Consider the following 24,058-nt stretch of genomic DNA (forward strand, 5'->3'; position numbering starts at 1 on the left):
CTTCGGCCTGGGCCTCGCCATCGTCGCCGAAATCGTCCAGGCCCATCGCGGCAGCCTGGACCTGGCCGACAACACCCCGCAGGGGCTGCGGGTGCGGGTTACGATGCCGACGGGTTGAGGGGCTGGTCCGGCGCCACCACCGGATCCCACCGCGCACAGAACCCCTCGATATCCCCCGAGCGGAAATCCTCCAGCCGCTCCAGGATCACCGCGAAGGGCCAGTTCCACCAGGCGATCCGGGCGAGCCGGGCCGCGATCTCGCGGGAAAAGCGTTCGCGGAGCGGCTTCGCCGGCACGCCGCCGACGATGGTATAGGGGGCGACGTCCTTCGTGACCACGGCGCCCGCCGCCAGCACCGCACCGTCGCCCACCGTCACCCCCGGCAACACGGTCACGCCATGGCCGATCCAGACATCATGGCCGATGCGGACCTGGTCGGCCCGGCGATCGGCGAAGAAGCCGGCATCGCGGCTGGCGCCTGCGTCGTAATATTCCGGGCAATAGGTGAAGCGGTGCAGGCTGGGCCGGTCCATCGGATGGTTGGGCGCGCCGATCCGGACCCGGGCCGCAATGGCGCAGAACCGGCCGATTTCGGCATCCGCCACCATGCAATCGGGCCCCAGATAGCTGTAATCGCCGATCGTGCAGTATTCGAGCGCCGATCGCGCCAGGACTTCGCAGCACTGGCCCAGCACCACCTCGCGCAGGCTGGCGGTGTCGTCGATCACGGTTTCGGCAAGTTTCGGGCGGTCGGCAGGCAGGGGTCGGCGGGCCATGGGCGGGGCTCCGGAAAGGCGGGCAGGGCAGGACCGCCGCCCTCATACGCCCGCGCGGGGCCCGATCCAAGAGCCCGCAGCAGCCTGGTCCCGGGTGTCATCGAAACTTCATGCTGCGGTACCGTCTCTGCCGATGCCGGCGCGGCCACTCAACTCCCCCGACAGGGCGGCAGCGGGCAGGTTTCGCCGCAATCGGCCACCCCCGGCATCATATAGCGCAGGCAGCAGACCTTGCGGGTATAGCTGGAGCCGGACTCCGGTTTGGGCGAAAGCAGCATGTCGAACATCGGGTTGGCGGCGCCGCAGCTGAGGTCGGGGGAGGCGATCACCGCCTGTCGGGCGGCGGCTGCGATATCGGCCAGGTCGGTGTCCTCGGGCTCGGCCTCGGCTGCGGCCTCCATCGCCCAGACCAGGCGGACGGCGGCATTGCACCACAGCAGCCGTGGCGCCAGCCGGCCGGCCCGGCTCATCGCGGTCACCGCCGGCACGTAATGATCGGTGATCAGCGCCTCCATCGCCGCGCGCGGGTCGCGGTCGGGCTGGGGGGTGCCCGCGGCCGGCAGTTTCAGCGCCGCCGGCAGGCCGTTCTCGCCGATCACCACCGCCATCTCGTCCAGCCCGACCGGCAGCCGGCGTCGGCCGCGCATCGCCGCCAGCACCACCGGCACGCCGACCAGGGCGAAATAGAACTGGGTCCAGAGCGAGGCGGCGCCGCGCCGGGATTGCGGGGTCGATGCCTCGGGTGCCAGCCGGCGCAGCATCTTTTCGACCAGCGCCTCGGGGTCGGAGGTCAGGGCCCGGATGCTGAGCGCCGGCCGCGGGTCTTCGGGGCCGACCACCGATTTACTGAACCGGTCGAACGGGCCGCTGAAGGCGGGGGCGAGATCTGCGAACATCGGACGGATTCCCTGCGACGAGGCGCGATTGTTAAGTGATATTGATAATCACTCTCAGATGCAAGCCGCGGTTTGCGCTGCGGCCGCATCAACGCCGCACTGCCGCAGGACGGCCGGACGTGATAAAGAGACCCCGACCCCAAGAAAACGACGGCCCGCATCGACGCGCCGCTGACCGGAGACACGCCTCATGACCACCAGCCGCCCCGATGCCTTCTGTGGATCCCTCGCGATCGAGCCGGTGGAGGAGAGGGCGGACGGCGTCCGCGTCTGGTCGGGCCGCACCGACCCGGTCTGGCGGAACATGATCGGCCCCTTCGGCGGCTGGATCGCCGCGGTGCTGACCCGCGCCGCCGAGCGTGCCGCCGCCGGCTGGCTGGCCGAGGCGGGCCCCGGCGCCGGCATCGTCGCCACCCAGACCCAGTTCATGGGCGCCATCGCCGAAGGGCCGTTCACCATCGTCACCTCGCCGGCACGCGTCGGCCGGTCGGTGTCGTTCTGGCAGGTGGATCTGATCCAGGACGGCGCCATCGCCGCACGCGGCAATTTCACCGCCGCCGCCCGCCGCGACACCGGCGATTTCACCGAGCCCCGCTTCGCGATGCCCGCGGCCGTGGCGCCGGAAGACGCGCCCCGCCACGCCCATCGGAGCCTGCCGCCCTGGTTTTCGGCCTATGAAATGCGGATCGTTCAGGGCCCGCCCTTCACCGGCGCCGATACCAGCCGCAGCCTGGTCTGGCTGCGCCATGCCCTGGTCGAAGGGGAACCCGCGGGCGCGGTGGATGCCGCGGTGGTGGCCGGCCTCGCCGATGCGATCTATCCCCGGGTTTTCGTGCTCGACCGCGGCCCGCGGCCGATTTCGACCGTCACGCTGTCGACCTATATCCATGCCCGGCCCGAGGTGCTGGACGGGCTGGCGGGGCAGTTCCTGCTGCTGGAAGCCATCGCCCGCCGGGTCCATGACGGTTTCTTCGACCAGCAGGTGACGCTCTGGGCGCCCGGCGGCACGCTGGTCGCCACCTCGGAACAGCTGGCCTGGTACAAGTGATCCGGAGACTGCCATGACCGCCCCCGTCCGCCCCCGCAGCCCCCGCGCCCGTGCCGAGCTGGAGGCCATGGCGCGGAAGCTGGAAGCCTCGGGCGATTATCGCATCCTGCGGCGGATCGAGCCGCGGGAGTGGTTCTCCACCGCCGGCGAGAAGGGGGAGTTCCAGCGCCGCGGCGAGGTGCGCAACGGCCTGATCCTGGATGTCGAGACCACCGGCCTGGACCATGCGAAGGACCGGATCATCGAACTCGGCATGATCGCCTTCGAATTCGAACCCGGCGGCACGGTGTTCCGGGTGACCGGCGCCTATTCGGGGTTCCAGGATCCGGGCATGCCCATCCCGCCCGAGATCACGAAACTGACCGGCATCACCGACGAGATGGTGGCGGGCCAGGCGATCGACCCGGTGGAGGTGGCGGGTTTTGCCGATGCCGCCTCGGTGGTCATCGCCCATAACGCCGCCTTCGACCGCAAATTCGTCGAACATGTCTGGGAGATCTTCCGGGTGAAGGCCTGGGCCTGTTCCCAGACCGGCATCGACTGGGCGGCCGAGGGCGTGGAGGGCACCAAACTCGGCTATCTTCTGGGCAAGGCCGGGCTGTTCCACGACGGCCACCGGGCGGCGGAAGACTGCCGCGCCCTGCTGGAGGTTCTGGCCCGGCCGCTGGCGGTGGCGGGGGTGACCGCGCTCGGTGCGCTGCTGGCGGGGGCCCGCCAGGCGACGATGCGCATCCGCGCCGAAGGCAGCCCCTTCGACATGAAGGATGCCCTGAAGGCCCGCGGCTATCGCTGGAACGACGGCTCCGACGGCCAGCCCAAGGCCTGGTGGCGCGACGTGCCCGAGGCGGAGCTGGAGGCCGAGATGACCTTCCTGCGCACCGAAATCTATCGCCGCGCCGAGCTGGACCTGCCGGTGCGCCGGGTCACCGCCTTCGACCGCTATTCCGACCGCGTCTGACGAGGGCCGCACGCCCACGCCCGCAATACCGTCAATATTTTATTGGCAATCACAGCGTATCCTTCGGCTCTGAAGGGCCCGGTCACGGGCCGCAAGACGGGTCCGGAGGGGGCGTTCATGGCAGACGCGGGTATCGGGATGGCGGGGGCCGGCCGCTGGCGGCCATCGGTGCCGCTGGCGGCGATCGTGTCGCTGCTGCCGCTGGCGGCGTTTGCGATCGCCGTGGTGCTGATGCTTCGTGCCGAGCGGGCCGACCGGCTTGCCGCCGACATCACCGCCGCCGCCGCCAATGCCGCCGCCTCGATCCGCCACGAGGTTCAGCATCAGATCGACGGCTTGACCGCCCTTGCGGTCAGCGAGGCGCTGGACCGCCGCGACCTGCCGGCCATCCGGCTGGAGATGCAGCGCCTCTACGACCGCCACCCCGAATGGGCCAGCCTGATCCTGACCGAGGTGACATACCCGGCCGGACCGACGACCATGGACCTGCGCCCCACCATCGATCTCAGACGGGTCGACGGAGAGGCGCTGCCGCCCGATCCCGATCCCGCCGACGCCGTCGCCGCGGTGACCGGCGGTCGCCCGGTGGTCGGCAATTTCATCGACGGCCATATTCCGATCCGCGTGCCGGCGCTGCGGGGCGGAGAGGTGGTCTTCCTGCTGACCGCCCTGGTCCGGCCCGGCCTGTTCAGCGACCTTCTGGTGCTGCAAAGCCTGCCCGAGGGCTGGTTTCTGGCGCTGGCCGATGCCGACGACATCACCATCGGCCGCTCGGTGCGGGCACAGGAGACCATCGGCAGCCGCGCGCCCGAAGGCTTCCGTCAGGCGGTGACCGAGGTGCGGGGCGGGGCGGACCCGGGTCAGGTGACGGCGGGGCAGGGCCGCGACGGCCCGGTGATGGCCCAGATCACGCCGATCGTCGGGACCGGCTGGAACCTGGCCGTGGTCGTGCCTGCCAGGATCGCCGCCGCCCCCTATGCCCGCGTCATGATCATGCTCTATCTGCTGGGCGGCGTGGCGCTGGTCGCGGCCATCCTGCTGGCCGCGCGCGGCATCGGCCGCGACCGCCGCAAACGCGCCCGGGCGGCGGCGGCCGAGGCGGAGCTGCTGCGCCGGGCGGCGGAAGAGGCGGCGGCCGAGCGCGATGAACGCGCCATGCGGCTGGCGGTGATGAGCCATGAACTGCGCACCCCGCTCGCCGGGGTTCTGGGGTTCGGCGAGCTGCTTGCCCGCACCGCGTTGAGCGCCGATCAGCGCCGGCTGCTGGACCGTCAGGCCGAGGCCGGGGCGGCGCTGCGCCGGATCGTCGACGACGTTCTGGATGCCGCCCGGATCGAGGCGGGCGGGATGACGCTCCGCTCCGAGCCGGTCGATCTCGTGGCGCTTGCGACAAGCGTCGTCGAGGCCGCCCGCTCCGGTCTCGTGACCGGCCCTGCCGCGGGGCCGGCGCGCCCGGCGATCGCCGTCATCGCGGATCTGGCGCCCGATCTGCCGGCCCGGGTGACCGGCGACCCCGATCGCCTGCGTCAGCTGATGGCCAATCTGGTCGGCAATGCGGTCAAATACACCGCGCAAGGGACGGTGCGGCTGCACATCGCCCCGCGGGAGGTGGGGGGCGGCCGGCCGCCGCGCCTTCAGATCCATGTCTGCGATACCGGCCCCGGCATTCCGGCCCTGCTGCGCGACCGGCTGTTCCGGCCCTTCGTCACCGGCGCGGGTCTGGCCGGGCAGCCCGCCCGGGCGCAGGGCGGGGCCGGGCTGGGGCTTTATATCTGCAAGCTGCTGGCCGAGGCGATGGGTGGCCGGATCACGGTCGGCGACGGTGCCACCGCCGGCACCTGTTTCGATGTCGATCTGCCGCTCGTACCGGCAGCCGCCCCCGTGGCACCCGCGGTCGGCCAGGCCGCCGACGCGCCCACCCCCTCCGGCCCCCCTCCCTCTGGTCGCCTGCTGAAAATCCTGCTGGTCGAAGACACCCCCGCCAACCAGATCCTGATCCGGGCGATGCTGGAAGCGCTGGGCCACCGGGTGGTTCAGGCCGCGGACGGCATCGAGGCGCTGGCGCGGCTGGCCGCTGTGCCGGATATCGATCTGGGGTTGATGGACATGCAGATGCCGCGGATGGACGGTCTTGCCGCCACACGAGAGATCCGCCGCGGCGCGGTGCCCGGCGCCGACACCGTCCCGGTGATCGCGCTCACCGCCAATGCCTTTCCCGAGGATGTCGATGCCTGTCTGGCTGCCGGCATGCAGCGCCATCTGGCCAAGCCGATCGACCCGGTGGCCCTGGCCGCGGCGGTGCAGCAGGTGGCGGCCAGTCCCGTGCCGTCTCCCGTGCCGTCATCCCTGCCACCACCGGCGCCGACGCCCGATCCGGTCTTCGCGGCGCTGGTCGCAAACCTCGGCCCCGATGCGGCCCTGGCGGCGCGCGACAGCCTGCAGACCTTCCTGCTGGATCTGGCGCCCCGCCTGGCCGGCGGGTCGGCCGAAGAGCTGCGCCGCAGCCTTCATGCCATCCGCGGCCTGCCCGATGTCGTAGATCTGACGGCGCTGCGTGCCGCCGCCCGCAGGCTGGAGGCGGCGGCGCCGGGTGCCGGGGGTGACGAGCCGGCGGCCCGTGCCGCCCTGCTCACCGCGCTGGACGGCAGCCTGGCGGCGCTGCGCAGGATCCGTCGGGGGCTCTGAAAGATGCATCGCATTTAAGACTTCCTTCAATCAACCGTGGCAAGATGCATCTGTCAAAACGGGTCGATGCATCGAGGATGCGGATCGTGACAAAGGCTGACACGGGTAAATCGGGGACCATCGGCAAGACCTTCACGCCGGCCGGGCGCGATCCGGCGCGTGAACGCAGGCGCATGGCACATCTCGACCGGCTTGGCGTGCTCGACACCCCGCCCGAACCCGGCTTCGACCGGATCGTCGACATCGTCTCCGACCTTTGCCGGGCGCCGATCGCGCTGGTTTCGCTGATCGACACCGACCGGCAGTGGTTCAAGGCCCGGCACGGGCTGGATGCCACCGAAACCCCGCGCGACTGGGCCTTCTGCGATCATGCGCTTGCCGCCCCCACGGTGCTGGAAGTGCCCGATGCCGCGCAGGATCCGCGCTTCGCCGGCAATCCGCTGGTGGTGGGGCCGCCCTTCATCCGCTTCTATGCCGGGGCACCCATCCGGCTGGGCGACGGCATCGCGCTCGGCACGCTATGCGTGATCGACCCGGACCCCCGCCCCGACGGGCTCGACGACCGGCAGACGCGCATGCTGGAAGCCCATGCCGCCCTGGTTGCCGAACGCCTGCAACTGCTGGCCGCCAATAATCATCTGCGCGAACAGATGGATCTGGCGGTGCGCGTCCAGACCCGGCTGGTCGACATGGCCGCAACACCCGGCCAGGCGGTGCAGGAACTGGCGCACGAGCTGCGCACCCCCCTCTGTTCCACCATGGGCTATGCCGCGCTGATCGCGGCCGACCAGCGCCTGCCGCAGGAACCCCGCGCCTGGGCCGGATCGATCGAAGAGGCCGGGCGCTGGATGCTGGGCCTGGTCAACCGGCTGCTGGCGCGGCCGCGCGGCGCCGAGGGGCCGCGGCCCCAGGTCATCGATCTTCGCCAGCCGCTGGCGGCGGCGCTGCGCCTGGTTCACGGGCTGTCGCTCGAAGCCGGCATCCGGCTGGAAGACGGGCTGACGGCAGAGCCGGTAACGGCCGAGGCGGATGCCGCCACCGTGCAGCAGGTGGCGGTCAATCTGCTGGCCAATGCGATCAAATACACCACGGCCGGCGGCACGGTGCGGCTCGACATCGCCCGCGGCCCGGACCGGCCGGGCTTTGCGGTTCTGGACACCGGCCCCGGTGTCGCCCCGGACCGGCTGGGCGATGGCGGCGATGCCATTCTGGGCCGTGGGGCCGCACCGGCGGTGGGCGGCGGCAGTTCCGGCATGGGGCTCGATATCGCCCGCCGCCTGGTCGAAGGGCAGGGCGGCCGGATCGAGATCGGCAATCGCAGCGGCGGGGCCGGACTGGCGGTCTCGGTCAGGCTTCGACCTGCGGCGGTATGACGGTGCCGGCTGTACCGCGCGGATGGCCCTGCCATAAAGGCAGGGGCGCCTGCCGTCGCCTCCGGCGTCCTGCTGCGTCCCCCCCCCCGTACTGCGTCCCCCTGCGGCGAAAGCCGGCAGCTGATCGGCGGAAACCGACCGGCGGGGTCAGGTGACGAGCCCCTTTTCGATCACCAGGTCCAGAATGTTGAGCGAAAAGCTCGTAAAGCCGCCGGTTCCTTCAGGGTGATCGACCAGCAGGCCGATGACGGCCGATGCCGTGGCGGGAATGTCGACCAGTTCGGCGATTTCCCGCCGCCCGTCGCGGGCATGGCTGCGCAACGCCTCCCGCAGGCCTGCCGCCGTCAGCGGCAGTTCCACGACACAGCTGATGAACGGCTCGAAATTGGTCATCTCGATCGAGAATTCCAGAAAGGACACCTGCATCGCCGCCGCTGCCGGATCAGAGGGTCGGACACCCAGCTCTTCCGTCAGTGCACGCTTCAGAAAGCCGGAAAAGTCGATCTGCCGGGTGATGCTGTCCAGATCCTGATCGTTCAGCCCCTCGTTGGCGGTGATGTGCAGCCGGCCGCGTTGGTTGGCATTGCCGTGGCGGGCCGAGGTGCGGACCATGTGCAGCCGACGTTCGCCGCGTGTGGTGATGACCACCACATTGATCCCGATCGATGTCGTGTAATAGGCCAGATCCAGCCCTGCGGCCATCGCGGCGGAACCATCCGTCAGCGCAAAGGCCCGCGGATGTCGCGCACGTGCCGTGGCCATCACCCGTCGCATCACCCTGTGGGTAAAATAGTCGGTCACAAAACCGCCGATCGACAGATGGGCCCTCTCATCCGCCAGTCGTGGCACCGGCTGTCGCCAGGATTGCAGGCCGATCTTGCGTTTGTTGTAGGGGGGATGGGTTTCGAACCGGTTCTCATAGGCGGCACGAACGCTGCGGGCATAGGCGTCGCCCTCGTTCCGGATGATGGTCATCACATCCGGGACGCCGCAGCGGGCGATGAAATCGCCAAGCGCCGGATCGCCGGCCAGATCGACCGGCGTGTTGATCTCGTAGCGCGGCAGCCCGTCCGCCTCGGGCCGGGATGCCCATTCGGCGAACCATTCGGGCACGGGCAGAAAAAATTCGCGGGTGACGGGGGCCGAAGACAGATGCTCTTCCGTCAGATAGGGCCGGCCGTCCACATCGCCGGGTTCAACCACCAGCCGCTCGACATTGGCTTCAAGGGGGCGAAGCATCAGCTTCCACACGTCCAGCGCCGAATATACCGGCAGAAGAATATCGTTGCGGGCCGAGATTTCGCCCAGCGCCAGCTGAAACACTCTGTATTCCGCCGCGAAGGCGTTTCTGTCCTGTTCCGTGCGGAAGAACAGGGCCTTCAGGGCCCGAAGCCGATCCTGGGGGATGGGGGCCTTGCCGCGTCGATAGGCGGAGAGCGATCCTTCAGAGACGTCCAGCGCTGCCGCAAGCTCTCTGCCGGACCAGCGCCGGCCTCGGCCGGCGCCGCCGGCCGCGAGTGCATCCAGCGCCTGCGGAACACCGGTCGGCGCATCTTCGACCATCGTACTGAAACTCCTGAAACCGGGTGTGTTTGAACTGAAGGTGACCGGGGTCATCCTCGTTCACGTGAGCATACGACAACTATCCGGAAGAAGGAGCGGGGAGATGAGGATGCTTCAGGTCGCGACGCTGCTGGATCTGGTTCTGATGGTGGGACGGGGCATGGTGCCGGATCGGCTTCCCATGCTGCCGCTTGGCGGCAACGATATCACGCAGCTGGGCATGCTGCTCTGCGTGGCATTCGTGTTCCACGAGGCGATCCGGCTCTGGCGTTGAACCGGCGACGGTGAAGGCGGGCGGTTCCGCAGCCGCCCGCCTTCCGGCCCGTCACGGGGCGCGACGCAGTCACCGGCTGCAACGTCAGAGCGCCGCCGCCTTCTGCTTCAGCTCGCGGTTCAGGATCCGGTCGTTTTCGGAATAGTCGACCGGGCAGTCTATGACATGCACCCCCGGCGCCTCCAGGCAGTGGCGGAGCAGCGCCGGCAGTTCGCCGGTATCGCTCACCCGGTGGCCATGGGCGCCATAGGCGCGGGCATAGGCCACGAAATCCGGGTTGCCATAGCTCAGCCCGAAATCCTTGAAGCCCATATCCGCCTGCTTCCAGCGGATCATGCCATAGGCGTTGTCGTTCAGGATCAGCACCACCAGCTGCATGCCCAGCCGCACCGCGGTTTCCAGCTCCTGGCTGTTCATCATGAACCCGCCATCGCCGCAGATCGCCATGATCTTGCGCTCGGGATAGACCAGCCGCGAGGCCATGGCCGAGGGCAGCCCCGCCCCCATCGAGGCGAGCGCATTGTCGAGCAGCACCGTATTCGGCTCATGCGCGCGATAATTACGGGCAAACCACAACTTATAGACGCCGTTGTCGAGGGCGATGATGCCATCCGACGGCATCACCTCGCGCACGATGCCCACCAGATGCTGCGGATAGACCGGATAGCGCATGTCGACCGCGTCATGAGCCACGTTCTCCGCCCCGGCATCGCGGGCCCGGTGCATCATCCCGAAATCCCAGGCGGTGCTGGGGGTGATCTCTTCGGTGATCTGCCAGAGGGCATTCGCGATATCACCCACAACTTCCAGCTGTGGGAAATAGACCGGGTCGACCTCCGCCGAGCGGAAGTTGACATGGATGACCTCGGCGCCACCCGGCTTCATGAAGAAGGGCGGCTTTTCGATCACGTCATGGCCGATATTGACGATGACATCGGCTGAATCCAGCGCCCGGTGGACGAAATCCCCGGCCGACAGCGCCGCACAGCCCACGAAATGCGGGCTGCGTTCGTCGATCACGCCCTTGCCCAGCTGGGTGGTGACGAAGGGGATGCCGGTCTTCTGCACGAAACGCGACAGCATGCGGCTGGTCTGGGTGCGGTTGGCGCCGCCGCCGATCACCAGAATGGGCGACCGCGCCTGTTCCAGCCGGCGCACCGCCGCGCTGATCGCCTTGGCCTCGGCGATCGGCCGGCGCTTCAGGCTGGCCGGCACCGGCCGGCTGTCGGTGGTCTCGCGCGCCACGTCTTCCGGCAGTTCCAGATGCACCGCGCCGGGCTTTTCCTCTTCCGCCAGCCGGAAGGCCTCGCGCATCCGCCAGGGGATGTTGTCGGCCGAGGCGAACTGATGGGTGAATTTGGTGATCGGCCCCATCATGTCGACCACGTCCAGGATCTGGAACCGGCCCTGCTTGGACTTCTTGATCGGCTTCTGGCCGGTCAGCATCACCATCGGCATGCCGCCCAGCTGGGCATAGGCGGCGGCGGTGACCAGATTGGTGGCGCCGGGGCCCAGCGTCGACAGGCAGACCCCGGCCTTGCCGGTGTGGCGGCCATAGGTGGCGGCCATGAAGCCGGCGGCCTGCTCGTGCCGGGTCAGGATCAGGCGGATGGTCTCCGACCGCGACAGGCTGTCGAGGAAGTCGAGATTCTCTTCGCCCGGAACACCGAAGACGTATTCGACGCCTTCATTCTCCAGACATTGGACGACGAGATCCGAGGCTTTGGTCATCGGCTGGGCTCTCCCGCTGCGGCCACATCCCCGGAAGTTAAACATGCCCGCGCGTCGCGGAACACCGCCTGTCGCCGGCGGGCTGCCATGCGGGGGGCGGTGGATGGGAGAAATACTGGCGGTTTTGCCGATTTGTGCTGCATGGCTAACATTAAAAATAATTGGCGAGAAAATTTTTATTATTTGATGGGTGGGGGGTGAATTAAACTTAAAAATATTCGTTTAATAAAAATATCTATGTGCCGGTCTTAATAGGCGTGATATTCAATAATTCTAAATTAATTGCAATTTATAATAAATAAATCAGCACAACATAATATTGGAATATCAGAAAATAGAATAATAAAAAATAATGTAGTGAATTCGATTTCTCATGAATTCTAATTTTTTGAATAATTAATATTGAAAAACCCTTCAAGATGTGCTTGACGTGACGGGATGACTTGTGGATGATGCATCTCATCTTGGGGTGCCGAGCAAGAACCCTCCCTCGGGAAACCGATCATCCACGAAAGGACTAGCGATGACCATCGACAGTGGAAATACGAAAAGCACGTGGCGCGACGTACTCATGTTCTTGTTGAACGGAGCGGCGGGTCTACACATGTTGTGTGCTGTGTGCGTCTGCCCCTGTGTGCACATAGACCTGAGAGTGCAGCAACAGGTGGTGTCGCCGATGTACGTCTCTGAGCAGTTATGATGGGGAATTCTCCCCCGCGACCAAATACGCTGGCATCTGCGGCACCTGCCGTGGGTGCCAGTTTTTTTGTCGCAACACAGGGCACGGAAGAGACGCATCGGTGTGGCGTCCCGGTTGACGTCGTTACCTTTGTGTCACGATAATATTTCGATGAAACAGAGGCTAAATTTTTTTCGAATTTACTGGAGTGCCTATTATGAACTTAGATATATTTTGTATTCTGGAAAAATGGGATTCAATTTGTATATCATTACCGACAATTATAAATGCTAAGCTGTCTCGCGGTACCTAGCGTCCCTCGGAATTGACAGGCTGTTTTGACCGGGGCAGGGGCATCCCCCTCGTATGTTTTCCGCATATGACGACCTGCGTTCTTGTCATCTGCAGCAAAACGAAATTTTGCCCAAAACGTCGGCTTATTTTGTCCGGTGCGAACGTGGCATGGATAGTTATCGATGGCCCGTATTCCGCTGGGTAGTTACACCATCGACACCCGATCCGCAGCAGGTGAATGATCACCGGAAGCACCCGCCGGTCATCCACACGCCGGGTATCCGGCTGGTTCTCGGGCAGATGCGGCCCAAGCTGCACCCACTGTTCGTCCGACAATCGGAAAAGCTGAGACGTCGTTTTCGTCGCGGTCGAGTCCTGACGCCAGATGGAAGGCCCGGCAGATTGCGGCGAAGGATATGATCCCGGATCTCGTCGAGCGCATCCAGGCTGAGGATGTTCGTTGCGGGCTCTGTCGCCAGCGCCGATCGCGCGGGTGCGGAGGCACGCAGTCGGGGGGATCCGTACCCCCGGCGCGGGTAGTCATGTTCCCAAGCCCGAACATAACCGGGGCCGGAGCGGTGCCACAGGACGATCGCCGTACCCCGCCTGACAAGGCCGGACCGTCACAGGTAAAAAATTCACGGAGACTGCTGCATATAGCGATGGACAGCACCCGGCCACATCCTATCATGTTCATATATGACAACACGATTGGCTATGGGGCCGAAGGAGCACGCCATGCTGTGCATCGTCAAATGGGTCGACCTGAACGGCGATCCGGTGTCCAGCCGCGAGGTCGATATCGACCTCAAGCTGGGGGATACGGTGGCGGCGGTCCGGCAGCGGCTGGTTCTGGCCGGGATCCCCGAAAACTGCCGGTTCCGTGCGGCCAACGGAGAGCCGCTGTCGCAAGCGGCGGAAGACCGGCCCTATCAGGAGGTCTTCACCGCCGACTACCCCGATGACGGCCGGTCCAGCCTGACCGTGACCTGCATTTCCGACATTCCCGCGGCAGAACCGCGCATCCGCAAGCTGGCGGCCGACAAGGCCGAGATCGAGATGCTGACCAGCGACACCGCGGTGCTCACCGCCCGCAAGGCGAAACTGGATGCCGATCGCGCGGTGGAAGACCATGCCGAGGCGGCGATGCGCCGGCGCGAGGAGCGCGGCCGCGAGGCGCTGGACGACCGGCAGAAGCTGCTGGACCGGCTGCGGGTAACGGTGCCCGATCCGACCGCGCAGATCGCAACCGCCATGGCCGAGACGCCGCTTGCCAGGCGCGACTTCACTGCCGAGGCCGCAACCCGCGTCTTCACCGCCGGCGGCGGCACGCTTGCGGCCGACCATTCGGATTTCTTCACGCTCAACCTTGCCCAGCGCGATGATCTGCTGGACCGGATCGGCTTCTATCGGGGCATCGTGATCGACCACAGCCGCAGTGAAGTGGCCGCCCGCAGCTTCCGCGACGTGCTCTACCGGCTGGATCTGCGGGGCGATGCCACCATGCGCCGCCGGCTGGCCGGGCTGTCGGATGCGAAACCGGCCGATCCGGACAAGGGCAGGGGGGCGACCGAAACCGCACTGATGGCGGCCGCCGCGGCGGCGTTGATCACGTCCACCGGCCAGCAGGCCGCCAGGCCCGAGATGCCCATCAGGCCCGAGTCGCCCACCAGATCCGAGCCGGCGGGCGAAGCTGCGGCCGCTGCCAAACCTGCGGCCGGCGCACCGCCTGTGGCCTCCCGACCGGCCGCCCCCACCGGGCCGACCCGGCTGTTCTATCTGAAGCCGCAGCTCTCGGGCTATTACGAGACCAGCTACACCTATTCCGAACAGGTCCATCAGGCGCAGCGCAACGGCGTGTTCGGCCTGTCGATGTCGATGCCCGCCGCGGTCGGCAAGCCGTCCTTCCAGGGTGGCGTCGGGGTGGGTGTCGGCATCGGCCGGCGGTCAGAGACCACAACGGCCGAGGCCGGCAAGACGGTGTTCGTCGTCACCAGCTATTTCCTGCCCAGGGTGGAACTGTCCTTCGACGACCGGACCCCCGCGGCGGCGCCGGATTTCCTGGCGGCGGTGACGGCGGCGCTCGATCCTGCCGGCCCGGCCGACATCGATCCCTGGCCGGAGGTGATCGACCCGGCCGAGCGGCTGATGGCGGTGCTGGCGATCTATGGCCATTTCGTCGCCCGCCGCACCCTGGTCGGCGGCCGGCTGTTCGGCACCCGGGTGCAGACCCTGTCGGCGACCGAGGGCACGGCCGATGTCACCCGCAGCCTGTCGGTGGGCGTGAAGGCAGAGGTGTCGCATCTGGGGGTCGGCACGGCGCAGGCGGCGGCCGAGATGAAGGATGCCACCCGCGAGCAGTCGCGGGCGCTCGCCGCCGCCGAGCGTCAGGGCCTGACCCTGAGTGCTGTGGGCGGCGAGGGGCAGTTTCTGTCCGATGCCGGCGAATGGGCGAAATCTCTCGGCAATTACCGGCGCTGGTCGGCGGTGATGCAGGATGATCCGATGCCCAGCATCGATCTGCTGCCGCGTGATCTGGCGCGGCGCTGCCGGGCGGTGCTGCGCGACTATGCCAGCCGCCATACGGTGCAGGAGCTGCAGGCGAAGGGCGCCCATTTCCTGTTCTACAACGACTATCGCCGGATTGCCGGCGAAAGCGCGCGCCCGGTCTATTTCCGCATCCGCAACCGCATGGAGCCCGACAAGCTGCTGTCGCTGCTGATGGATCAGCCGGGCAATGGCGTCGAGGTCGGGCTGCGCGATGCCGGCGTGAAGGCCGATCCGGCGTCGCAGCTCTGGTATGAAAACGGCCTGGGTCAGATCATCGCCTATCCCTGTTCCGCCACGGCCGAATTCGCCCTGACCGCACTGACCGACGATGTCGTAACCGGCCCGGCCGGCCGGCCGCCGACGGACCGGTTCAAACTGGCGATCACCGTCCTCGACACCGCGCCCTATCAGAGCTGGACACTCACCGCCGCCGGCCATCTGATCAATACCGGCCTGGACGCCGGGCTGACCGCCGTGGGGCGTTTCGATCCGGCCGTCACCGGGTCCTTCCGTCTGTCGGATCTCTGGATGGTCGATCCGCTGTCGCCCGAAGAGTTGACGGCCCTGCTGAAGACGTCGGACGGGCCCGATGCGACGCGCGATCCCTATCTGGCGCGCGATCGCCGCAAGGCAGAGGATGCCCGTCCCGGGACGGGGTTGACCATCAAAACCCCATTCTGCATCATCGCCCGGCGGGCCGCAGACCCGGCGGCGGCGCTGGCCGTGAATGCCGGTATGGCGCTGTCGATCGAAGGTACCGGCGACGGCCATCTCGACGGGCACCGGGCGGTGCTCGCCCGCCTCGTCATCGGGCGGCACCAGGTCTGGACGACCGATGGTGCCGGCCGCCTGTTCCCGGCGCAGTCGGAAGATGCCCCCGGGCGGGTGTGCCTGACCCACCGAAACGGCACGCTGGTTCTGGCCCCGCAAGACGAGGCCCGCAACAGCGATCAGCTCTGGCGGTATGATGCCCGGGGCGAACGGCTGGTGCTTGCGGCCACCGGGCGCATTGCCGGCCTGTTCACCCCCGGCTGCGACACCGACCCGCATGCAACCCAGCCGCTTCGGGTGCAGAGCCCGGCCGAGAGCAGTTTCGCCCGCTTCCAGCTGATCGATCCCGGCCAGCCCGACCACTGGCCGCAGCTGCTGCCCGACTGGGCCAGCGCCAATGACCGTACCTGGCTTTACAGTCTGGCCTTCGGCGGCCGCTATGCCTGCCGGGTGATCATCTACAACGAAAGCGCGGTGACGATCCGGCTGACCGATCGCAAGGGCCTGCGCGGCGGCTTTGCCGCCTGGCCCGTCGACCAGATCCCCGCCCACCAGACGGCGCCTGCGCGCTGGGTCTTCGCCGATTATGTCTGGAACACGGTGTCCGACGGCGATGCCGTCGGCTGGCTGCGGTTCCAGATCGGCGACGACGACAGCCGCCCGCTCGATGTGGCCTTCGGCGTCCCGGGTGCTGGAGGCCTGACCAACGCCCGCGCACAGATCTGGATCAATGAGGGGGGGACCGATGCGGGCGCCCTGTTCGCGGCCTGGGATGGCTGCAAATCCACCGGGCACCTGGTCAGGCCGGTCTATGGCATGACGGCGGACTGCGTGGTCAGCGCCTATCGCGACAACATCGTGACCTTCACCATCGGCTTCCGCGGCCAGCCCGACTGAACCACCGGCCTGTGACATTTTTGGGGCATGGGGCGGCGTCGGCGGTCCGCCGGCGGGAAAGTGCGGATCGCCAACCGTAACGCCGGTTGCATCGTTGCGGCGTGGCGGTCCGCACCTGCGGGGTGGCAAGTGCCGGGATTCAATGGGCCCGGCCTATGGGGGCATGCGGTGCCCCCCGGTTTCACCAGGGGGGAAACCGGGGGATACAAACAGGTCACGGCAGGGGCGATAGGGCACCGTCTATCAACCCTGGCGTTTTTTCTGCAGGTCGATTAACGTCTGTCGTGGATGGAGACGACAGCGGGTCGTGCCGACGACCCCACCGGTTCCCCGGCGGCCTTCAGGGCTGCGGCGCATCGGTTTCCCACCCGGCCGCCGGCCTCGCGCCGGACGTGACGCCGGTTTTTCCTCCATCCGTCTCACCCTGACCAGCCCACGCAACCCGTCCCGTCTCATCCCATCCATCGGCTTCCCCCCTCAACGGGCTCAGCGATGAGCCCGCCCCCGATGCCGTGCGCCGCCGATCACGGCTGCGCGCCGGGTGGTTGTCGGACTCCATCCCCGCTCCGCTCCATCCCCCTCAATCACCCGTCGAAACCGGATTCCTCTCCGGCGATCGGTCGCGGCCGTCCTCCCCCGTCGGCGGTCGCGATGTCCCCAAGTCATGCGAGGTCGTTCGTGTATCAGACGCCAGAGACGGCGAAGCCCGTCAGCTCCTTCCGGGGCGACAGGTATCGCGCAAAGGTCGCCTTCGTGTCCCCCGTGGCGCGACGCAACAGCTTCGAGGACGAAACCGAGTGCTTTCTGGGCGTCAGCCTGCAGAACCGCAACTTCATGCCCAACCGCTTTCACGCCCTGACCGAATGGGCGGCGCGGCGCTTTCCGCGCTGCCGGGTGCTGATCGGCGACAGGATCCACCGCATCACGCTGGAAACCACCCTCGGCATGCCGCCGGCGGTGGCGCTGACCGAGGCCACGCGCCTGGGTCAGGATTTCATGGACGAGCATCGCGCCCTGCTCGACTCCTATGCCGACCGGACCGTCTTCGACTACGTCACCTGCGGCGAGATCCAGGACAGTGAGGTTTTCCGGCGGCATTTCGGGGCGATCCGCGACTATTTCGACCGGGTACCGGCCTTCCGGGCCTCGGTGGAAACCTTCGGCCGCAATTATCACCGGCACGACTGGGAACAGCTGACCGCGGACGAGCGGGCCTGGCGGCTGGAATGTTCCTCCCGCTACTTCCTGGAAGAATTCGCCGTCTTCGCGACCCTGGTCGGCCAGGGCACGCGGGTGATGGTCTATCCCGGATCGTTCAGCACGCTGGCCGAAATCGCCGATGGCGCCTTTCCGGGCATCCTGCCCGAGCTGGAGCAGCTGACGGTCGTTTCGATACAGTTGAAGAGGCGGTGAGCCATGACCCCCAATGATCAGGCGCCCTGGCGCCTGGAACGCGGCGCGATCTACGGCGATGTTTATGGCAAGCGGATCGATGACCGTCCTGCGGACAGAGCGGCCGATCTGCGCACGGCGCATCTCGACGGCGATGCGCTGGCCTTCGAAGATCCTGCGGCCTGCGAACAGGCCCTGCATGACGGCGTCTTTCGCCTGGTCATGCCGGCGGATTTCCCCCCCGCCGCCGCCGATCTGTTCGCCCAGAGCTTCCATCTGGGGCCGGAGGTGGAGCCCTATGGCCGCTTCCGCGGGCTGACCGCCGAGCGGTTCGGCGATCCGCTGCTGGGCTTTCACGAGCGGATCAACCAGATCGAACAGTTCCTGCTGGAACGCCGCTTCTGGGCCGGCACCTATCCGCCGGAAATCGCTGCTGCGGGCGAGGCGCTCACCCGCATCGCCGGGCAGGTGCTGCGGGCGGTGCTGGCCCTCACCGATATCCCGCCAAAGTTGTGGAACGTTGCAACCGGCGGCTGTTCCGAGGGCCGCGGCTCCTATCACCTCACCTTCAACCATTATCGCCCGGCCATGGCCGGGATCGGCCTCGCCTCGCACAAGGACGACGGCTTCCTGACCATTCTGCGCACGACCGCAGCCGGGCTGGAGGTCAACCGCGATGACCGGTGGGAGAGCGTGGCCCCCGATCCCGATGTGTTCGTCATCAATTTCGGCCTGTCGATGGAGGTGTTGACCCGCCATTCGGCCCGCCCGGTGCGCGCCATCATGCACCGGGTGCGTCATCAGACCGCCGACCGGTCGAGCTTCGGCCATTTCTCGTCCAGCCATTGCGCACCGGGCGAAGACCAGGCCGGCATTCACGCCTTTTCGTCGATCCACGGTCTGCGGCGGGTCTGCGGCTCGCGGGAGCTGATCGATGCCAATGACGAAGAGATCTACCAGGGCACCCGCCCATATGCGGAGGATACGCCATGACCGCCGTCATTCCGATCGGCCGCCTGCCGCTCCTCGATCCTGGCCGGGCGCGGCTCGTCGACGATCGTCTGGTCTTCGATGCGCCAGACGGGCTGCACCGCGCCCTGGGCGATGGCTGTTTCGCGCTGGCCATGCCGGCGGATTTCGATCCCGCCCCCGGGCGGCGGCTGGCGCGGTTTCCGGGCCGAGACCGCGATCTATTTCGATCGCGAGCATTTCCAGACCGAACATCTGCTGGCCGATGCCGCCCAGCGCGCCGCCCGGTTCCCGGCGCCGGTGACCGCGATGGCCGATCGGATGCACGACATCGCCGGGCGGGTGCTGCGCGCAATCCTCACCGATCTGGGCGTGGCACCCGCGCTCTGGCATCAGGTCACCGACGGCACGGTTGCCGGGGGCGGCGTGCGCTGGTTCGCGGTCAGCCATTATCGCAGCGACCGCGCCCTCGACGGGGCGCCCGCGCACAAGGATACCGGCTTCGTCACCGTGCTCTATTGCGAACAGCCGGGGCTGGAGGCGGAGCTTGACGGCGTCTGGCACGACGTTCTGCCGGTGCCCGGGCATTTCCTGATCAATTTCGGCGGCGCGCTGGAGCTGCTGACCGCCGATCTGCCGCGGCCCGCCCATGCGGTGCTGCACCGGGTGCGCCGGTCCGGCCGCGGGGCCGATGGCGAGGACCGCTTCTCCTTCGCGGCCTTCCTCAACCCCGGTGCCGATACCGATCTCTACCGCCTGGCGCCCGATGGCGGCGGGGCGCGGGCGGTGATCCCGGTCGAGGACTTCCTGAAGGCCTTCAATGCCCAGACCTGGCGCGACCGCCATGCCGGTTTCGGCATCCTGAAACGCGATCCGGCGGAGGGTTGACCCGATGGACAGCGTTACCGGCTGTGCCCCCTTTCCGGGCCTCGTCGCCCATCATCCCGGCCCCGATCCGCTGACCGGCCATGGCGAGGCCTTCCGGCGGGCGACCCTCGACGAGGGGCAGGACGCCTCGTCCTATTTCGCCGCCAGCGGCCTTGCCGATCTGGCCGATGCCCATGGCGGGCTGTGCAGCTTCCATCTGGGCGACACGCTCGCCCTGCTGCAGACCACCAACCGGCCGCTGGTCGCCGACGAGGATCTGGCGCCGTCGATCGACAGCAATGCCGATCTCTTCGGCTCGTTCGTGGGCTCGCTGCCGATCGGCCATCCGGCGCGGCCGCGCAAGCGTGCGGTGGTGGAGCGCGTGCTTGGCAGCGCCCGGGTGGTGGCGGGCCTCGACGATCATGTCAGGGCCGCCGCCCGGGACCGTCTCGCCATGATGGCCGACGGCAGGGCCCGGCCGCTCGACGAATGCGTGCTCGACCTGGTCGCCCATGTCGACAGCGCCCTGCCGGGCGTGCTCGATTTCCGGCAGAAACCGTTGACCGACTGGCTTGCCTCGCCGCGCTACGGCACGGTCGCGCGCAGCTTTTTCGAGATCGCTTCGGAAGTGATCAGCAAGGTCAGCCCGGGCTCGATCCGCGATGCCGATCTGGTGGTCGACATGACCCGCGACATGATCCTGGCCAATCACGAGGCGATCGCGGCGGCCCCGTCCACCAACATGGTCCGCGCCTTCTTCGCAGAGGCCGGGCTGCCCTTCGACCGGCCCACGATCCTGGGGCTGGAACCGGCGGCGCTGAAAGAGCTGGGCACCATCATCGTCGCCACCTACGACACCACGATGTTGAGCCTGCTCTGGGCCATCGCGCTGATCGAGACCACGCCCGGGCCGCGCGAACGCCTGATCGCGCTCGCCGCCGCCGGCGGCGACCAGGCGCTCGCCTTCGCCTCTCTGCTGGCGATGGAGGCCGTCCGTCTGGGCGGCGCCAACCCGACGGCCCTCTGGCGGCGGACGATCCGTCCGGTCACGATCGATCTTCCCGCCGCGGCCGGTACCGGCAGCGCCACGATCACGCTGCCCGAAGGCAGCATGCTCTGGCTCGATCGCCGGCGGGCCAATCGCGACCCGGCGGTCTTCCCCCATCCGGACCGGTTCGACCCGGAAAACATCCGCCACATCATGCGGGTCGCCGACGAGCCGGCGATCGCGACGCTCGCGCGCAACCGCTTCGAGATCAACTCCTTCAACATGGTCAATGCCGTGCGCAGCCCGCGCAAATGTCCGGGCCGGCTGTTCTCGGTCCGCCAGCAGGCCCTGCTTCTGGTGGAGCTGTATGGCCGCTACCGGGTCACGCTCACCGATGTCGACCTTGCCCTTGCCCCGTTCACGGCCATGCCGCGCCCGCGCTCTGCGGGCATGATCCGCGTGCAGCCGGCCGCGACCCCCGCTTCCGAAGACCTCCGGAGGACCAGATGACCGCGCCTCACCCCACCGATATCCTGCCGACCGCGTCGCTCACCGCCGAGGGGCTCTGCTTCGATGCGCCCGACGGCTTCGATCTTGCCCGTCGGCGCGGGGCCTTTCATCTCGCCCATCCGCGGGACATGGATTTCACGGCCGGCATCCGCCTGGCCCGCAGCTATTATCTCGATCCCGATGGCGGCTCGGGGGATGCCTGGCGCGGCTTCCGCGACCGCGATCTCAGCCCCACGCTGCTCGGCTATTCCTGCACCGGCGCCGATCAGGATGAACTGCTGCAGATCGAAAGCCATCTCTGGCACCGCCATCTGCCCGCGGCGGCGGCGGCGCTGCTCTGGCGCATGTCGGGCATCAGCCGGTCGGTGCTGCGGGGGCTCTTCGCCATGGCGGGGGTGCCGGCCACGGATGTCGAGCGGGTGACCGGCGGTCTCGATCCCGCGGGCAGCTCGGCCGACGGCGCGCTGCAATACTGCATCTTCAACCATTTCCGCGCCGAGATCGACCAGCCGGTCGGGCTGACGGCGCACAAGGACAGCGGCTTCGTCACCCTGCTCTACACGGTGGAGAAGGGGCTGGAATCGCAGGACGGGGCCGGCTGGGTGCCCTTCGATCCGCTGCCGGGCTATTTCACCCTGGTGCTGGGCCATTCGCTGGAGGTGCTGACCGCCCGGCTCGCGCGGCCGATCACGGCCAGCTATCACCGGGTCCGCACCACCCGGCCCCGGCCCGCGGGCATGCCCGACCGGTTCACCTTCGGCACCTATATCGGCCCGCGCTGGGATCAGCCGCTTTACGAATACACCGAAGACGGCCGGCTGACCTCGTCGATGTCCTTCCTCGACTTCCAGAAGCGCAAGGCCGCCGAGATGGCCTACGACTTCCATCCCCGCGTCGCGGAAGCCCTTGGCTGACGGCCGCTTTCGTTCCCCTCCGCACGGGATACCGCGATCATGTCTGCATTGTCTGCAACCCTGCGCGCGCCCGTCCGCCTGCCGCCCATGCCCGGCGAGGCGGCGGCGGCGGAAACCTGCCCGCCCATCGCCATGGCGCGCGCCCGGCTGGCCGGCGGGCGCCTCGCCTTCCTTGACCCCGATGGCTTCGCCCGCGCGGCACGTCATGGCTTCTTCCTGCTGGAAATCCCCGACGGGCTGGATCTCGCGCCCGGCGACCGCTTCGTGCGCCATTTCCACCGGCCGGCCGAAACCGGGCCGCTCGCCGGCTATACCGGCTATCGCGACGCGCCGGCCCCGGGGCCCTATGAAGGCTATTTCGACCGGCCGCACGATCAGTGGGAGAATTTCTACATCGAGCGGCGGCACTGGCGGATGATCCCGCCCGATGTCGCGCGGATGGGTGCCGCGATGGCAGAGGCCGGCATCGCCATCCTGCGCGCGGTGCTGGACCGGGTCGGCATCCCGGTCGGGGAATTCGGCCGGCTCACCGGCCGGCTGACCGATGGCGGCGGGCACCGCATGCTCGCCTTCAACCATTTCCGCCCCGACAAGCCGGTGCGCGGGTCCAAGTTTCACCGCGATTCCGGCTGGGTGACGGTGCTGCGCAGCACCGAGCCGGGGCTGCTCGCCTGGATCGATGGGGCGCTCTGCGCCGTCGATCCCGAACCCGGCCATCTGATCGTCAATTTCGGCAGCGCCATGGAGGTGCTGACCGAGGCGACCGCAACCCCGATCCGCGCCAATATTCATGGCGTGGTGCGGACCGAGCGGCCGCAAGCGGCGGCGCGGGTATCCTATGTCGTGTTCCTGGACAGCGATCTGGATCAGGACATCTGGCGCTGGCGGCCGGGCGGGCCCGAGCGTCTGCAATCGGTGGCCGATTTCGCCGTTCAGGAAGTGGGGCGCACCTATGATGCCGACGATGCCAATCTCTGACCGCCCCGATCCGGCGCCGGCGGCGGATCCCTATCGCTGGGCGGCCGCCCGGCTGCAGGGCGGCCGGCTTGCCTTCGACCGCCCCGACGGTTTCGCCCGCGCGCTGGCCGACGGGTTCTTCTTCGTGCAGGCGCCGGCCGGGCTGTCGCTCGATGCCGGCGACGCCTTCGCCCGGGGCTTCTACCGGCCCCGGGCGAAGGGCGCCACGGCCGATCCCTATTGTGGCTATGCCGGCTGGACCGAAGACCGCCTGGCCCCGCGGGAGGGGTATTTCCTGCGCAAGGCCGATCAGGTCGAACAGTTCTTTCTGGAAAGCCGCTTCTGGGAGCAGGTGTTTCCCCCGGCATTGACCGGGCAGGCGGCGGCGATGCGGGGCTTTGCGCTCGACATCCTGCGCGCGGTGCTGGCCGGGATCGACCTGCCGCCGGATCTTTGGGAACGGGCCACCGGCGGCTGCCTGTCCGGCCGGGGCGTCTATCATCTGACCTTCAACCATTTCCGGCCACGGATCCGCGCCCGCGGGCTCAACATCCACAAGGATTCGGGTTGGGTGACGGTGCTGCGGTCGATAGAACCGGGGCTGGAGGTGCTGCGCGACGGCGTCTGGCTGCCGATCACCCCGCGGCCGGGCTGGTTCATCGTCAATTTCGGCTGCGCCATCGAAATCCTCACCCGCGACACCGCCACCCCGGTGGCCGCCGTGGCCCATCGCGTGGTGGAACAGCGGCCGCGGGCGGATGGCGGGCCCGACCGCTTCTCCTATGCGCTGTTCGTGGACAGCAGCCTGGATGCCGCCGTCAGCGACGGTCTCTATCGCTACGACCCGGCGGCGGGGCTGGTGCTGGCCGCGCGGTTCGAGGATTTCCTCGATCGCATCCTCCACGACACTTACGAGGAAGACACCCATGGCCTCTACGAGATGTGATCCGCCCCTCCGTCTTTTCC

At 67.9% G+C, this 24,058-nt stretch carries 18 protein-coding genes; 13 read left to right on the forward strand and 5 right to left on the reverse strand.

Going from position 1 to position 24,058, the window contains the following annotated elements; genetic code table 11:
• Positions 1-98 precede the first annotated feature (98 nt).
• Positions 99-776, reverse strand: a complete 678-nt coding sequence (locus CMO28_RS06450; RefSeq protein WP_296711321.1) for a DapH/DapD/GlmU-related protein — start codon at positions 774-776, stop codon at positions 99-101.
• 149 nt (positions 777-925) lie between these two features.
• Positions 926-1,672 (reverse strand): siderophore-iron reductase FhuF, encoded by a 747-nt coding sequence (gene fhuF / locus CMO28_RS06455; protein WP_296711323.1) that lies wholly within the window; start codon positions 1,670-1,672, stop codon positions 926-928.
• A 190-nt stretch (positions 1,673-1,862) separates the two neighbouring features.
• Here fhuF and CMO28_RS06460 point away from each other — a divergent pair, with 190 nt between their 5' ends.
• The 4 genes from CMO28_RS06460 to CMO28_RS06475 all read left to right on the forward strand — a co-directional run bounded on the left by CMO28_RS06460 (position 1,863) and on the right by CMO28_RS06475 (position 7,736).
• Positions 1,863-2,720, forward strand: coding sequence for a thioesterase family protein (locus tag CMO28_RS06460; protein WP_296711326.1), 858 nt, complete (start codon positions 1,863-1,865; stop codon positions 2,718-2,720).
• Between the two features lie 13 nt (positions 2,721-2,733).
• Positions 2,734-3,678, forward strand: coding sequence for a 3'-5' exonuclease (locus CMO28_RS06465; RefSeq protein ID WP_296711328.1), 945 nt, complete (start codon positions 2,734-2,736; stop codon positions 3,676-3,678).
• A 117-nt stretch (positions 3,679-3,795) separates the two neighbouring features.
• Complete coding sequence (locus CMO28_RS06470; RefSeq protein WP_296711331.1) at positions 3,796-6,363, forward strand: ATP-binding protein; 2,568 nt, start codon at positions 3,796-3,798, stop codon at positions 6,361-6,363.
• Between the two features lie 86 nt (positions 6,364-6,449).
• Positions 6,450-7,736: a GAF domain-containing sensor histidine kinase gene (locus CMO28_RS06475; protein ID WP_296711332.1), complete on the forward strand. Its 1,287-nt coding sequence runs from the start codon at positions 6,450-6,452 to the stop codon at positions 7,734-7,736.
• Positions 7,737-7,883: 147 nt separating this feature from the next.
• On the opposite strand, the gene CMO28_RS06480 is transcribed toward CMO28_RS06475, so the two are convergent.
• The gene (locus tag CMO28_RS06480) at positions 7,884-9,299 is read right to left on the reverse strand and encodes a hypothetical protein (RefSeq protein WP_296711338.1); all 1,416 of its coding nucleotides are present in this window, start codon (positions 9,297-9,299) and stop codon (positions 7,884-7,886) included.
• A 103-nt stretch (positions 9,300-9,402) separates the two neighbouring features.
• Here CMO28_RS06480 and CMO28_RS06485 point away from each other — a divergent pair, with 103 nt between their 5' ends.
• Complete coding sequence (locus CMO28_RS06485; protein ID WP_296711341.1) at positions 9,403-9,573, forward strand: hypothetical protein; 171 nt, start codon at positions 9,403-9,405, stop codon at positions 9,571-9,573.
• 84 nt (positions 9,574-9,657) lie between these two features.
• On the opposite strand, the gene CMO28_RS06490 is transcribed toward CMO28_RS06485, so the two are convergent.
• Together CMO28_RS06490 and CMO28_RS29910 are read right to left on the reverse strand one after the other, a co-directional pair.
• The gene (locus tag CMO28_RS06490; RefSeq protein ID WP_296711344.1) at positions 9,658-11,304 is read right to left on the reverse strand and encodes an acetolactate synthase large subunit; all 1,647 of its coding nucleotides are present in this window, start codon (positions 11,302-11,304) and stop codon (positions 9,658-9,660) included.
• A gap of 988 nt (positions 11,305-12,292) precedes the next feature.
• Positions 12,293-12,613 carry a transposase gene (locus tag CMO28_RS29910; RefSeq protein WP_416370961.1) on the reverse strand — a complete coding sequence of 107 codons (321 nt, stop codon included), beginning with the start codon at positions 12,611-12,613 and terminating at the stop codon, positions 12,293-12,295.
• Between the two features lie 402 nt (positions 12,614-13,015).
• On the opposite strand from CMO28_RS29910, the gene CMO28_RS06495 reads away from it, so the two are divergent.
• From CMO28_RS06495 to CMO28_RS06530, 8 genes are all read left to right on the forward strand, one after another.
• Positions 13,016-16,495 carry a hypothetical protein gene (locus CMO28_RS06495; RefSeq protein WP_296711346.1) on the forward strand — a complete coding sequence of 1,160 codons (3,480 nt, stop codon included), beginning with the start codon at positions 13,016-13,018 and terminating at the stop codon, positions 16,493-16,495.
• Positions 16,496-17,173: 678 nt separating this feature from the next.
• The gene (locus tag CMO28_RS06500; protein WP_296711348.1) at positions 17,174-17,908 is read left to right on the forward strand and encodes a tRNA-dependent cyclodipeptide synthase; all 735 of its coding nucleotides are present in this window, start codon (positions 17,174-17,176) and stop codon (positions 17,906-17,908) included.
• A gap of 3 nt (positions 17,909-17,911) precedes the next feature.
• Entirely contained in the window at positions 17,912-18,880 is a 969-nt protein-coding gene (locus CMO28_RS06505; protein WP_296711351.1) for a 2OG-Fe(II) oxygenase family protein, read from the forward strand.
• Positions 18,881-18,958: 78 nt separating this feature from the next.
• Positions 18,959-19,744 (forward strand): 2OG-Fe(II) oxygenase family protein, encoded by a 786-nt coding sequence (locus CMO28_RS06510; RefSeq protein WP_296711355.1) that lies wholly within the window; start codon positions 18,959-18,961, stop codon positions 19,742-19,744.
• A 4-nt stretch (positions 19,745-19,748) separates the two neighbouring features.
• A complete protein-coding gene (locus tag CMO28_RS06515; RefSeq protein ID WP_296711358.1) occupies positions 19,749-21,221 on the forward strand; it encodes a hypothetical protein in 1,473 nt (490 codons plus the stop codon).
• Positions 21,218-22,135, forward strand: a complete 918-nt coding sequence (locus tag CMO28_RS06520; RefSeq protein ID WP_296711362.1) for a 2OG-Fe(II) oxygenase family protein — start codon at positions 21,218-21,220, stop codon at positions 22,133-22,135. The genes CMO28_RS06515 and CMO28_RS06520 overlap by 4 nt, the downstream gene beginning before the upstream one ends.
• A 39-nt stretch (positions 22,136-22,174) precedes the next feature.
• Positions 22,175-23,113, forward strand: a complete 939-nt coding sequence (locus CMO28_RS06525) for a 2OG-Fe(II) oxygenase family protein (protein ID WP_296711367.1) — start codon at positions 22,175-22,177, stop codon at positions 23,111-23,113.
• A complete protein-coding gene (locus tag CMO28_RS06530; protein WP_296711370.1) occupies positions 23,100-24,038 on the forward strand; it encodes a 2OG-Fe(II) oxygenase family protein in 939 nt (312 codons plus the stop codon). The genes CMO28_RS06525 and CMO28_RS06530 overlap by 14 nt, the downstream gene beginning before the upstream one ends.
• The last annotated feature ends 20 nt before the right edge of the window (positions 24,039-24,058 follow it).

It is taken from the genome of Tistrella sp., from assembly GCF_002684955.1.
GTDB classification, from domain to species: domain Bacteria; phylum Pseudomonadota; class Alphaproteobacteria; order Tistrellales; family Tistrellaceae; genus Tistrella; species Tistrella mobilis.